Here is a 12,497-nt window from a genome sequence, read left to right on the forward strand (position 1 = left end):
GATGGACACCCTGGCACAACGTTCTGGGCTGCCGGTCGTCGTGGCGGTCCTCGTCGTCGCGGCCACCGCGGTCGTGGCCGTCCGGGTGGCCCGGGACCCACGACATCGCGAGCGCCTCCCGATGGTCCTGCTCCTGGGCAGCGTGGCCGTGGTGCTGGCCGCCACCGCCCTGCCGCACGGATGGCCGCCCGCACTGGCCAGTGACGGGGACCTCGTTCTGCGCCCGGGAGGCGGCGGGCTGCAAGACCTGCCCGTGTTGTGGGACGACCCGCGCTCGCTGGCGGCGCTCCTGCTCGTCCTCAACGTCGTCCTCTACGTCCCCGTCGGGGCCTTCGCGCGGCTCGCCCTGCCCGATCATGGCGCCCGGGCGTTGCTGATCCCGCTTGTGCTGTCCGTGGCCGTCGAGGCCTGGCAGTTCGTCGGGCTTGGGCGGGTGGGCAGCCTGGACGACGTCTTGCTGAACCTCGCCGGCGCGACGGTCGGCTGGTTCGCCGCCCGCCTGGTCACGGACGCCCGAGGGCGGTCGCACCTCGTGGGTCAGGATGGCCGTCCGACGACGTGAGGTGAGTCGCGGACCCGCCGGCGACGCGCCTCCCAACGCAGGCGCGGCCACGGCATCGCTGCAGGCGAGCCGTCGGCGCCGCTGCCGCTGCGGGTATCGTGCGGTCGACCTGATCCCGGCTGCGCGGAGGCGACGTGACGGCCTTGGTGGCCATCCTGGTCGTGGCGGCCGTGGTGGGCGCCGCGATCGGCGCGGCGGTGACCTGGCCGGTCGGGCTCGTGGTCGCCCTGGTCGTCGCGGTCACCCTGCTGCCGCTGACCCGTCGACGGGGCGATGACGACGCCTGAGGCGCACCTCGAGTCGGTGGTCTCGTCGCGGGGCGATCGCCATGCCGTCGCCCAGCGTGTCCGCGTTGTCGATCAGGGGGATGTACTCGGTGACGGGAGCCTGCATCACCCGGCGCGAGTGATGCCCGTCGAGAACGCCGGCGCGGGTACGGTGCCGCCGATCTGCTGCCCCCGCCACCCGCACGACCGGAGGACCGCCCATGGATCGCACGTTGCGCGCCGCCGTGGTCGCCGCCCTGATCGGGTTGGTGATCGTCGGAGGCATGGCCTGGTTCCTGGGGCTCCCGGTGGTGACCTCGGTCCTGGCGGGCGTGGTGGCCGGTGCCCTGTTCGGCGGGTTGATCCTGGCGGCGGCGCACCGGGCCGACGACGGCCGCGACCCGCGCGACCCGCGCTGACGGCCGGATCACCCGGCAGGGGTGATTCGACCACGAGGGACATCTCGTAGCGTCCCTTCCAGTCGGAGTGGAGGACGGGCATGGCACAGCTGGGCGCCGATGTCGACCAGCTCGAGGCGTTGGCCCGGGCGATGTCGTCGCGGGCCGACCAGTGCCGCACCCAGGTCAGCCAGGTGGACGGCGCGGTCCGCTCGGCCTGGTGGCGGGGACCCCACGCCGACGAGTTCCGACGATGGTGGTCCGGCCAAGGACGCCAGCAGGTCCTGGTCGCCGCCGACCTCCTGCGGGCGCAGTCCGAGCACCTGGTCTCGCAGGCCGGCCAGCAGCGCCAGGCCTCGGACTCGCTGGCGGGAGGCGGTGGCACGGGTGGTGCTCCGGGACCCGGCCCGGCGGGCAGCGAGCCGGGATCGACCGGGTGGCCGGGCGAGGTCGTCGGGCAGTTCTTCGGTGCCGAGTTCTTCAACATCTTCGGGTTCGGCGACCACTTCCCGCTCGTCCCCCTGGCCCTCGCGTTCGGGAAGATGACCCGCATGGCCCGCGGGATCCCGCCGATCTTCCAGACCGGCATGGTGGGCCGCCACCTGCTGCCCCTGCTCGGCACGGCCCCGGGCGTGCTCGGCACGGCGGCGACGTGGCTGGACGGCCCCGCCGGCCGGCTGCTGACCACCCGTGTCGGGATCGTGGGAGGCGTGGTCGGCACCGGCGCCGGGATCGTGGACCTGTACCAGCAGGGCAACCCGATCGACGCCTTCGAGCGCGAGGGAGCCGGCTACGTCGCCGACGTCGCCTCGACCGCCTTCAGTGCCTCGACGACGGCCTTCCTGGTCGCCCCCAACCCGGTGACCGGGGCCATCGCCGTCGGCACCGGCCTGGTGTGGGCGGGCGCCGAGGTCGTCGACCACTGGGACGAGATCACCGACTTCGCCTCGGACGCGTGGGACGCGGGCACCGACATCGCGTCCGACGTCGTGGACTGGGGGTCCGACGTCGCGTCCGACGCCTGGGACGCCGGGACGGACCTGGTCGGGGACGTCGGCGGCGGCCTGGCCGATGCCGGCGGGGCTATCGTCGGCGGCCTCGGTGGCCTGTTCGACTGACCCCGCCCCCCGAGCCCCGGGCCCCGGACACGCCGGGACCCCCGAAGGACAGGACCCACGGTGATCACCCTGGAGCGTGGCGACGCGCGCCTGACCGTGCCGAACGAGCGACTGGTCGACCTGGCCCAGTTGGCGACCGGCACCGCGTCGGCCGTCCCCGAGGACCTGGTCGACGCCGGCCTGGTGGACCCCGACGGCACCGTCGAGCCCCTCGTCGCGGCCATGGCGACGCTGGCAGTCGCCCCGGTCCGCGCCACCGTGGTCGAGCGCTTCGACGGCACGGTGATGAAGCCGCTGTTCGTCGCCTGGGGCGCCGGTGGGCGGGCGACCCTGTCGGAGCCGGACGCGCAGGGCAACGTCGTCGTCACCGCGACCCAGCTGCGGCTCGTGCCCGCACTGCTCCTGCAGTGGACCAACCTGCAGGCTCGCGCCGAGCCCGAGGGCCGTAGCCCGCTCACCACCACCGCCCACGACCTCGACGCGTTGCTGCGACCCGGTGACGGCCGTCCGGTGCCCGCGGCGCTGGACCGGCTGGCCGACGCCTGGCGCCTGGCCTGGCGCGCCACGGGCAGCTGGGGTGAGCACGACGCCGACACGGTCGTGACGGTCGTCGACACCGGCACCGACGGCGTGTGGGTGGTCGACCACCCGCCTCGGTCGGGCGACGAGGACGTCCCGGTCACCCTCGAGCCGGTGACCGTCGCCCGGGCCACCGAGTTGCTCGGCGACGTCGTGACGGGACGTCGTGCAGATCCGCCGCCACGGTCCGACACGGCAGCCCGGGAGGACGACCGATGACCGGAGACGTCCCCATCGGCGAGGTCGTGACGCTGTACCGACGTGCTCCGTGGGGTCCGCTGGAGCTGGAGGTGGCCGACGACCGGGTCCGGGCCCGGGTCGCGGACTCGCCGCTGGTCGAGATCGTCTGCCCCTCCGGGCATGCCCACGCCGATCGTCCGCTGCTCGACCTCCTGCAGCAGGGGGTGGCGGTCAGCTTCGACGGGGACCCCACGTTGACGCTGGTCCAGCCCCGACGCGGGCTGGCCCGTCGGCGTGACCGGGTGATCGAGGTGCACGGTCCGGCCGAGGTCGTCCCGGCGCGGACGGTGCTGCGCGCTCGCCGGTACTTCTCCATGGGCATGGAGGTGGCCGGCGACCCGACCCGTCCGCTCGTGACCCCGCCGTTCGACCTGTTCGACGCCCCGTACCTCGGCGGGTTCACGATCGGGACGCCGACGGTCGACCCGGTCGTGGGGCCGGGCCTGCTGGCGACCTGGGGTGCCGCGTCCTGGCACCTTCTGCGTGCCGTCCAGCGCTGAGCCGGGGTCGTCGCCGCGTCGGTGATCGCAGACCCCCGTTCGAGTACACTGGGGGACAGGCGCAGCCGTGGCGTGGATGGCGTTTTCGACGTGTGAAACGCGTGTTCGTGAGGATCTCGCTCGTCCCCTCCCCGGCCCCCGCCGTCGGACGCGACGCATCGCGCACGCAGCACCGACCCGATCGCGACGATGCACCCGACGACGGTGCCCCGATCCACCTCCGTGGGCCGCCTCCCCGACTGACCGACGACGACTGGACGACGCGTGGCCGACGAGCCCGATCCCACGACCGACGGGACGCCCGGACCGTCCGGCGACGGCGCCGTCCCCGACCCCGTGGACGCCACCCCCGCCGACGTCACCGGTGACGGTGGCACCGTCGAGGTGACCGCTGCCGACCCGATCCCGCGGGCCGAGGACGGCACCCCCCTGGACGAGCGCGGCGAGCCGCTGGCCGCCCGGGTGTCCACGGTCGTCATCGAGGACGAGATGCGGGCGTCCTACCTCGACTACGCCATGAGCGTGATCGTGGGACGTGCGCTGCCGGACGTGCGGGACGGGCTCAAGCCGGTCCACCGCCGGATCCTGTACTCGATGGAGGAGACCGGGCTGGGCCCCACCTCCCCGTACCGCAAGTGCGCGTCGGCCGTCGGCGACGTGATGAAGAAGTACCACCCGCACGGCGACTCGGCGATCTACGACGCCCTGGTCCGGATGGGCCAGGACTTCTCGATCCGCTACGAGCTGATCGACGGCCACGGCAACTTCGGTTCGGTGGACGGCGACCCGCCGGCGGCGATGCGCTACACCGAGTCGCGCCTGTCCCGCCTGGCGATGGAGCTGCTGCGCGACATCGACGAGGACACGGTCGACTTCGAGCCCAACTACGACGGCTACGAGGAGCAGCCGGTCGTGCTGCCGGGCCGGTTCCCGAACCTGCTCGCCAACGGTGCCACCGGCATCGCGGTCGGCATGGCCACCAACATCCCGCCGCACAACCTCCACGAGCTGGTCGACGCGACCAACGCGCTGCTGGACGACCCGACCCTGACCGCGGTCGACCTGATGGAGTACGTCCCGGCACCCGACTTCCCGACCGGCGGGCTGATCCTGGGCCAGGCCGGTGCCTACGACGCCTACACCACCGGGCGTGGCTCGGTGAAGGTGCGGGCCGTGGCCACCATCGAGGAGGGTGAGGGCTCGCGTGACCGCACCCGGATCGTCGTCACCGAGATCCCGTACATGGTCAACAAGGCCAACCTCCTCATCAAGATCGCCAAGCTGGTCAACGACCGGGTGATCACCGGGATCGCCGACCTGCGCGACGAGTCGTCGCGCCAGGGCATGCGGATGGTGATCGACCTGAAGCGTGACGCCAACCCGCAGGTGGTCCTCAACCAGCTCTACAAGCACACCCAGTTGCAGGACACCTTCGGGGTCAACCTGCTCGCCCTGGTCGACGGGGTGCCCAAGACGCTCACCCTGGACCAGGCCCTGCGCCACTACATCGACCACCAGGTCGACGTCGTCGAACGGCGCACCGCCTACCGGCTGCGCAAGGCCCGCGCCCGGGCGCACGTCCTCGAGGGACTGCTCACGGCGCTGGACCACATCGACGAGATCATCGACCTGATCCGCTCGTCGGAGTCGGCCGACGCCGCGAAGCTCGGCCTGATCGAGCGCTACGCGCTGTCCGACATCCAGGCGCAGGCGATCCTCGACATGCAGCTGCGGCGCCTGGCCGCGCTCGAGCGCCAGCGGATCACCGACGAGTACGCCGACCTGCAGGAGCTCATCGCCGACCTGACCGACATCCTCGGGGACCCCGAGCGGGTCAAGGCGATCATCAAGGAGGAGCTGGCCGACGTCCGGGAGCGCTTCGCCGACGATCGCCGCTCCCGGGTGATCCCCTACGACGGCGAGATGACCGTCGAGGACCTGATCCCGGTCTCGGACGTCGTCGTGACGCTGACCGAGGGGGGCTACATCAAGCGCACCCCGGTCGAGGCGTTCAAGGTCCAGCGCCGTGGCGGCAAGGGCGTGCGTGGCCAGGCCACCCGTGGTGACGACATCATCTCGACGCTGCTGACCACCTCGACCCACGACCACCTGTTGTTCTTCACCAACCAGGGCCGGATGTACCGGATCAAGGGCTACCAGATCCCGGAGAAGGCACGGGACGCCAAGGGCGTCTACGTCGCCAACGTCCCCGGCCTGGCGTTCGAGCCGGACGAGACCGTCGCGGCGGTGATGTCGCTGACGGAGTTCGACGACGAGCGCTTCGTGACGTTCGCGACCCGCAACGGCACGGTCAAGCGCACGCCGCTGGACGACTTCGACTCGGCCTACAGCGTCCTGATCGCGATCAACCTGCGCGACGACGACGAACTGATCAGCGTGGCCGTGACCACCGGCGACGACGACGTGATGCTGGTGTCGCGTGCCGGCAAGGCGATCCGCTTCCACGAGTCCGACGTCCGGTCCATGGGCCGGACGGCGACCGGCGTGCGTGGCATGCGGCTGGTGAGCAACGAGGACGCCGTGCTGGGCATGGCGCCCGTGACCGACGCCACCGACCGGTACCTGCTGACCGTGACCCGCAAGGGCAAGGGCAAGCGGACCAAGATCGCCGAGTACTCGCGCCAGGGCCGGGGTGGCCAGGGACTGATCACCCATCGCCTGGACGACGACGAGTGGCTCGCCGGGGCGAAGATCGTGCCGTGGGAGGACGCCGAGATCCTCCTGGTCAGCGACTCCGGCACGCTGATCCGCATGGACGTGCTGGACGTCCGGCCGCTGGGTCGGTCGACCTCGGGCGTCCGCCTGATGGACACCGGCAACCACGCGGTCGTGGGCCTCGCACTGGTCGTCGACTCCGACGACCCGGAGGACGACCCGGACCTCGACACCGACGCGGACCCGGACGGCGACATCGTTGCCGAGCCGGCCGACGCCACCGTCGACGAGGCGGACGTGGACGAGGCGGACCCGGACGAGGTCCCTGGCGAGGTCCCGGGCGAACCGGACGCGAACTGACCCCCGGCCGGCCCGGGGCCACCCCTGCGGTGACCCCGGGCCGGTCGGCGACCGCCCCGCTCAGCGCCTCATGCGGGTGATGGCCAGCCCCTGGAACTCGGCCGGGTCGCCGACCAGCACGCCATCGTCGATCGCGAAGTCGGCCCAGGTGCGCACCTTCCACGTGGTCCCGTCCGGGCTCGTGGCCATGCCGTTGACCCCGTTGGCGTGCTCCTGGTACCCGTCGGGGTGGACCGTGATGCGCTCGGAGAAGTTTGCGCTCCCGGTAGCGAACGGTGGGACCGGCGTCGTCGCCGGGTCGCCGTCGAAGAGCGCCGTGCAGGTCGCGTCGATGAACTCCGGGGCGCCCAGCGGGGACCGGTACAGGAAGATCGGCATGTCGCCCGAGTTCACCTTGAGGTCGACGCTGCCGTCCTGTCGGTCGAACACCCGTGCCAGCACGATCGGCTCGGCCGCCCCGGTGCAGATGTTGGTGACCTCCGCGCCGGTGAACAGCAGGACATCGACGTCGAAGTTGCCGTAGAAGCGCCCTGCCAGGTGGTCCTCGGCGGTGTGGCCCTGCGGCGTGGCGCTGGCCGTCGTCACCGTTCCGGCCAGCAGCAGCGTGGCAGCGAGCACGGCGACCAGCGCGCGGCCGGTCGTCGTGGAACGAGTCGTGGATGGTGTCATCGTGGGTTCCCCCGTCGTCGTGGACGTCACCACCACACCATCCTCGACCGGTGCAAGACCAGCGCAAGAAGGACCCCGGGCGACCCGTGGGCGGCGCCGGCGACGACCGTCCATCCCCCGGCAGGGGTGATGGTCCGGCCCGGTCGATGCGCCATACTTGCTCCAGGTGGCCGCGGACCGTGCTGGCCGGGCCGATCAGGAGGAAGCGTGGGCGACGTGCTCGGCGCCGATCCCGACCAGCTCGAGACGCTGGCCGGGCGGTTCGAACGGCGCGCGTCCGAGCTGGCGGGCAGCCGGTCCTCGCTGACCGCGATGCTGTCCCGGGTGCCGTGGGTCGGGGCGGACGCCGACCGGTTCCGGACCACCTGGCGTCGCGAGCAGTCCCGCCACCTCGACCTCGTGGTCGACGACCTGCGGTCGATGGCCGCCGACCTGCGTCGCGAGGCCGCCGACCAGCGGTCGACGTCCGGCGGCATGCAGGGTTCCGGCTCGGCCGGCGGCGTTCCGGCCGGGGTCGCCGGCACCGACCCGGGCGGGGGACTGGCCGACCACGGCGGGGCACCCGACGAGGTCGCCCGTCGTGGCGTCACGGCGATCGCCCCCACCAGCAGTGCGGTGCGTCGGGTCCTGGCCGGATCCTCCGGGCCACGCCTCGACGAGCTCACCACCGGTGGCGCCGTGCCGGTCGCGGGCGGACCCGTGACCGTGCCCGACGTGGCACCGGCCGACGCCGACGCGCGCTCGACCGGCCTGCCCGCCCCCGTCCGTGAGCCGGCCACGGTGCGGACGCACCTGGATCGGTGGTGGACATGAGGACCGTCACGCTGGCCAGCAGTGGCGGGGTCGAGCTCGCCCTGCCGGGGGACTGGCGGCTGGCCGAGACCGGGCCCGAGGCCGCCGCCTTCGGCTCGTCGGACCCCGACGGGCCGGTCCTGGTACTGCGCGAGGCGCCGGTCCGGCTGACCGTGGAGGCGTGGTGGGACGCGGCTCGCAGTGCCCCGGGCGCGGTCCTGGTCGACGTGGACGAACGAGGCGACGGGTTCGTGGCGCGCCATGCATGGCTGGACGAGGACCGGTCCACGACGACCTGCACCCGGGTCGTCGGGGCGCCCGGCCGCAGCCTGGTCGCGGCCGTGACCGTCCCGACCGCCGTCCTGCCCGAGCGACACGACGACCTGCTGGCCCTGCTCGACGGCGTCCAAGTCACCGGCGTGCCGAGCGGGTCGCTGGAGGACGGCTGATGGCCACCGCCGTGCAGCTGTCGCGTGACGCCCTGGACCAGGCACGACGCGGGTCACCCGACCGGCTCGCCGACGAGCTGGCCGAGCTGGTCGGCGCGGACGAGCTGGTCGGTGCGCTGGCCGGCACGCGAGTCGTCGCGCGGTGCCTGCTGGCCGCGCCGGACGGGCTGACCCGCCTCGACCTGCACGCGGGCGACGGGGTCGCCCTGCTGCTGGACGGGGACGGGGGCGACCCGGCGCGGACTGGCGACGGCCTGGTGTCGTCCCACCTCGACGCGTTGGTCCACCTGGTGGTCGAGTCGGTGGGCCTCCAGTGGCGTCCCGTGCCGGCGTCCCCGCCCTTCACGGTCGACGATCCGACCGACGTCCCGACGGCGGTGCTCGACTACCCCGGCTCCGCCCTCGCCACGCACCTGCCTCCCAGCGTCGACCCCGCACGACTGCGCTGGTGGTCGTTGCAGTTCCCCGGTCCGTCCGGGGCCGTCGAGGCGGAGGTGACCGTGCTCGACGCCGACCGTGCCGGCCTGTTCCACCAGGACGGGACCCGGCTCGAGCCGACGACGTCGGCGCTGGCGTGGGACCGATTGTGGGCCGGCCTCAGCCGGGGCTGACCTCGCGACGGTGCACGCGTGCCTCCCACGGGCGCAGCGCGGCGGGGTCGTCGGGCGGGTCGCCGGACACGTTGCCCAGCAGCACCTCCGTGCCGGCCCAGTCGCCCGCGGCCTCGCCCAGGTCCACCGTCCGGTCGGCGTCGGTGAAGTTGCCCAGCACGAGCAGCTCGACGTCGTCGTGGCGACGCAGGAACGCGTAGACGTGCGGGTCCTCGGGCGCCAGCATCGTGAAGTCGCCGATCGCGACCACGTCGTGGTCGTGGCGCAGGGCGATCAGTGCCCGGTAGTGGTGCAGCACCGACGTCGGGTCGTCGCGCTGGGCGGCCACGTTCCAGTCGACGTGGTCCGGGTTGACCGCGATCCACGGCTGGCCGGTCGTGAACCCCGCATGCTCCGTCGCGTCCCACTGCATCGGGGTCCGGGCGTTGTCGCGGCTCATCGGCGCCATGGCGGCGAGCAGGTCGTCACGGTCGGCGCCCGCGGCCAGCGCGGCCGCGTGGTGGTTGACCGACTCGATGTCGCGGAACTGGTCCGCATCGGTGAACGGGAAGTTGGCCATCCCGATCTCCTGGCCCTGGTAGACGTAGGGCGTGCCGTGGTGCAGGTGCACGACGGTGGCCAGCATCGTCGCCGAGCGGGCGCGCCACTGGCCGTCGTCGCCGAAGCGCGACACGCTGCGGGGCTGGTCGTGGTTCTCGAGGTAGAGGCTGTTCCAGCCGACGTCGGCCAGCCCGACCTGCCACCGGTTCATGGTCGTCTTGAACTCCACCAGTGACAGCGGGCGGTGGTCCCACTTGCTGGCCGCCTGGTCCAGCGCGACGTGCTCGAACTGGAACACCATGTCGACCTCGGCCCGGGCGGGGTCGGTGAAGTCCCGGGCCTGCTCGACCGTGACACCCGGCATCTCGCCGACGGTCAGGAGCCGGTCGGTCCGGTCGGCGAACACCTCCCGGTGCATCTCCTGGAGGAACTCGTGGATCCGGGGCCCGCACACGTAGTGGGCCGAGCCGTCGCCGTACGGGGACCCGCCCATGACCGGACCGTCGGGCAGCTCGGGGTCCTTGGAGATCAGGTTGATGACGTCCATGCGGAACCCGTCGACCCCGCGGTCCAGCCACCAGTTCATCATCTCGTGCACCGCCGTCCGCACCGCCGGGTTCTCCCAGTTCAGGTCCGGCTGCTTGCGCGAGAACAGGTGCAGGTAGTACTCGCCCGACGACTCGTCGAACTCCCAGGCGGACCCGGAGAAGAAGCTGCCCCAGTTGGTGGGCTCTGCGCCGGGGCTCCCGGGTTCGTGGCCGGGGCGCGGGGGGCGCCACCAGTACCAGTCACGGCGTGCGGAGTCGGGCCCGGACCGCGAGTCCACGAACCAGTCGTGCTCGTCGGAGGTGTGGTTGACGACCAGGTCCATGACCAGTCGCATGTCGCGGGCATGCAGCTCGTCGACCAGGTGGTCGAACCCGTCGAGGTCGCCGTAGAGCGGGTCGATGTCCCGGTAGTCGGCGATGTCGTAGCCGTTGTCGTCCTGGGGCGACGGGTACACGGGCGACAGCCACACGACGTCGACGCCCAGCCAGGCGAGGTGATCGAGTCGGTCGGCCATGCCGGCCAGGTCGCCGATGCCGTCACCGGTCCCGTCGGCGAAGCTGCGGGGATAGACCTGGTAGACGACCGCGTCGTGCCACCAGGTCTCGGGGCGGGTCCTGGACATGCCGTGGTCCTCGGGGTGCGGTCGGGCGGTGGACCGTCCATGGTGCCGCGCGGTGTCCGGGCGTGTTCGGTGTTCGGCTGGCTCCTCAGGGGGTGGGGCTCGGCGCGGGCGAGGGCGCGGCCTCACCCAGGCAGGCGGGGGGGCTGTCCTCGGACAGGCGGCCGTTGGCGCCCAGGGCCCGCACGACGACGCAGGGCCGCTGACCGACGACGTCGTCCAGGACCAGTGGTGAGGCCTCCGCCGTCATGGCGGCCTCGTCACCGGCGGCCCCGTCGACCCGCTGCACCTCGAAGGTGGCGTCCTCGGGGCCCTGCCAGCGGACCTGGACCCGGCCGTCGTCGAGCTGCTCGAGCCGGACGGCGGTCGGGGTCGCCACCAGGTCGAAGAAGTCGTCGTCGACCACGGCGTCGTCGGTCGCGAGTGCCGTCGGCACCGGGTCGCTCGGCGGGGTCCGGGCCGCCGACCACGCCAGCAGGCCGATCCCGCCGATCGTCACGACGCCCGCCGCCACGCTGATCGCCAGGCGCCGACGCGAGACCGGCGAGCGCTCCGGCTCGTCGCTGGCGCGGGTGCGCTGGGACGGCCGCGCGACCGTGGCGGTCGGCTCCTCGAGGTCGGGTCCGGCGCCGGCGGGCGACGGGGTCGGGGCGTCGCCCGACACCGTGAACCGGGTCCGGGTCAGGCCGAGCGACTCCTGCAGGGCCTGCAGCTCACGCCCGAGCGAGGCGGCCGACGCGGGCCGTTCCTCGGGACGCTTGGACAGCGTGGTCATCACCAGCTCGGCGACCGGACCCGGGACGCCGGCCAGGCGCGGTGGCGTCTCGCGCAGGACCCGCAACGCGACGTCGCGGGTGGACTGACTGCGACCGGGCGTGGCGAACGGTCGACGACCGGCCAGCAGGGTGTAGAGCGTCGCGCCCAGCGAGTAGACGTCCGACAGGTGGTCGGCGTGGCGTCGCTCGATGACCTCGGGTGCGGCGTAGTGGATCGAGAAGCCCCCCACGCCGGCCCCCTCGCCGGTGCCGTCACCGGCGAACGCCGAGATCCCGAAGTCGCCCAGCGCCGGCTCGCCGAACGCCGACAGGAAGATGTTCTGCGGCTTGATGTCGCGGTGCAGGACGCCGCGGTCGTGGGCCGTCTGCAGGGCGCCGCACATCTTCACGCCGATGTCGAGCACCTCGGCATGGTCGACGGCTCCGTCCGCGCGCAGCAGGTCGGCGGTCGTGCCCCGGTCGAACAGCTCCATGACGATGCACGGCTCGCTGGCCTGGGTCCAGCCGGCCGAGTAGACCGTGACGATGTGGGGGTGCTGGGACACGACGCCCATGGCACGGCACTCGCGCTCGAACGCGGCGCGCTGGCGGGCGTCCAGCCCGACGTTGAGGACCTTCACCGCGACGTCACGGTCGAAGTCGGCCTGGCGCGCCCGGTAGACGGTCGCGAAGCCACCCTCGCCGAGGAGTTCGAAGTCGGTGAATCCCGGAAGGCGCACGGCGGCCATGCGGAAACCTCGTGTTCGGGACGGGACGGACGCGATCCGGTGCCGTCGAACGATACCTGAAGACC

13 protein-coding genes are annotated in these 12,497 nt (G+C 72.8%); 10 read left to right on the plus strand and 3 right to left on the minus strand.

Translation table 11 applies throughout. The features are described from left to right. The first annotated feature begins 1 nt into the window (after position 1). The 7 genes from KR546_RS02090 to gyrA all read left to right on the plus strand — a co-directional run bounded on the left by KR546_RS02090 (position 2) and on the right by gyrA (position 6,699). The gene (locus KR546_RS02090; RefSeq protein ID WP_238443047.1) at positions 2 to 562 is read left to right on the plus strand and encodes a VanZ family protein; all 561 of its coding nucleotides are present in this window, start codon (positions 2 to 4) and stop codon (positions 560 to 562) included. 134 nt (positions 563 to 696) lie between these two features. Continuing rightward, positions 697 to 849: a hypothetical protein gene (locus tag KR546_RS02095; RefSeq protein WP_238443048.1), complete on the plus strand. Its 153-nt coding sequence runs from the start codon at positions 697 to 699 to the stop codon at positions 847 to 849. 200 nt (positions 850 to 1,049) lie between these two features. Continuing rightward, positions 1,050 to 1,247, plus strand: coding sequence for a hypothetical protein (locus KR546_RS02100; protein WP_238443184.1), 198 nt, complete (start codon positions 1,050 to 1,052; stop codon positions 1,245 to 1,247). Positions 1,248 to 1,327: 80 nt separating this feature from the next. Next, positions 1,328 to 2,344, plus strand: a complete 1,017-nt coding sequence (locus KR546_RS02105; protein WP_238443049.1) for a hypothetical protein — start codon at positions 1,328 to 1,330, stop codon at positions 2,342 to 2,344. Positions 2,345 to 2,404: 60 nt separating this feature from the next. Further along, positions 2,405 to 3,142, plus strand: coding sequence for a hypothetical protein (locus KR546_RS02110; protein ID WP_238443050.1), 738 nt, complete (start codon positions 2,405 to 2,407; stop codon positions 3,140 to 3,142). Continuing rightward, positions 3,139 to 3,663 (plus strand): hypothetical protein, encoded by a 525-nt coding sequence (locus KR546_RS02115; protein ID WP_238443051.1) that lies wholly within the window; start codon positions 3,139 to 3,141, stop codon positions 3,661 to 3,663. The genes KR546_RS02110 and KR546_RS02115 overlap by 4 nt, the downstream gene beginning before the upstream one ends. Positions 3,664 to 4,092: 429 nt before the next feature. Further along, on the plus strand, positions 4,093 to 6,699 hold the full coding sequence (gene gyrA, locus KR546_RS02120) for a DNA gyrase subunit A (protein ID WP_420804231.1): 2,607 nt from the start codon (positions 4,093 to 4,095) through the stop codon (positions 6,697 to 6,699). Between the two features lie 60 nt (positions 6,700 to 6,759). Here the strand turns inward: gyrA and KR546_RS02125 are convergent, their stop codons facing one another. Next, the gene (locus KR546_RS02125) at positions 6,760 to 7,368 is read right to left on the minus strand and encodes a hypothetical protein (protein WP_238443052.1); all 609 of its coding nucleotides are present in this window, start codon (positions 7,366 to 7,368) and stop codon (positions 6,760 to 6,762) included. A 207-nt stretch (positions 7,369 to 7,575) separates the two neighbouring features. On the opposite strand from KR546_RS02125, the gene KR546_RS02130 reads away from it, so the two are divergent. From KR546_RS02130 to KR546_RS02140, 3 genes are read left to right on the plus strand one after another with little or no spacing between them, the layout of a single operon-like run. Beyond that, a complete protein-coding gene (locus KR546_RS02130; RefSeq protein WP_238443053.1) occupies positions 7,576 to 8,181 on the plus strand; it encodes a WXG100 family type VII secretion target in 606 nt (201 codons plus the stop codon). Continuing rightward, complete coding sequence (locus tag KR546_RS02135; RefSeq protein ID WP_238443054.1) at positions 8,178 to 8,609, plus strand: hypothetical protein; 432 nt, start codon at positions 8,178 to 8,180, stop codon at positions 8,607 to 8,609. Before KR546_RS02130 ends, KR546_RS02135 begins: the two co-directional genes overlap by 4 nt. Continuing rightward, positions 8,609 to 9,220: a hypothetical protein gene (locus KR546_RS02140; RefSeq protein WP_238443055.1), complete on the plus strand. Its 612-nt coding sequence runs from the start codon at positions 8,609 to 8,611 to the stop codon at positions 9,218 to 9,220. Before KR546_RS02135 ends, KR546_RS02140 begins: the two co-directional genes overlap by 1 nt. Here the strand turns inward: KR546_RS02140 and KR546_RS02145 are convergent. Continuing rightward, positions 9,207 to 10,931 carry a glycoside hydrolase family 13 protein gene (locus KR546_RS02145; protein WP_238443056.1) on the minus strand — a complete coding sequence of 575 codons (1,725 nt, stop codon included), beginning with the start codon at positions 10,929 to 10,931 and terminating at the stop codon, positions 9,207 to 9,209. The two genes, KR546_RS02140 and KR546_RS02145, sit on opposite strands and share 14 nt — an antisense overlap. An 85-nt stretch (positions 10,932 to 11,016) precedes the next feature. Continuing rightward, a complete protein-coding gene (locus tag KR546_RS02150; RefSeq protein WP_238443057.1) occupies positions 11,017 to 12,432 on the minus strand; it encodes a serine/threonine-protein kinase in 1,416 nt (471 codons plus the stop codon). Positions 12,433 to 12,497 lie beyond the last annotated feature (65 nt).

Source organism: Salsipaludibacter albus (assembly GCF_019798055.1).
Taxonomy (GTDB): domain Bacteria; phylum Actinomycetota; class Nitriliruptoria; order Nitriliruptorales; family Nitriliruptoraceae; genus Salsipaludibacter; species Salsipaludibacter albus.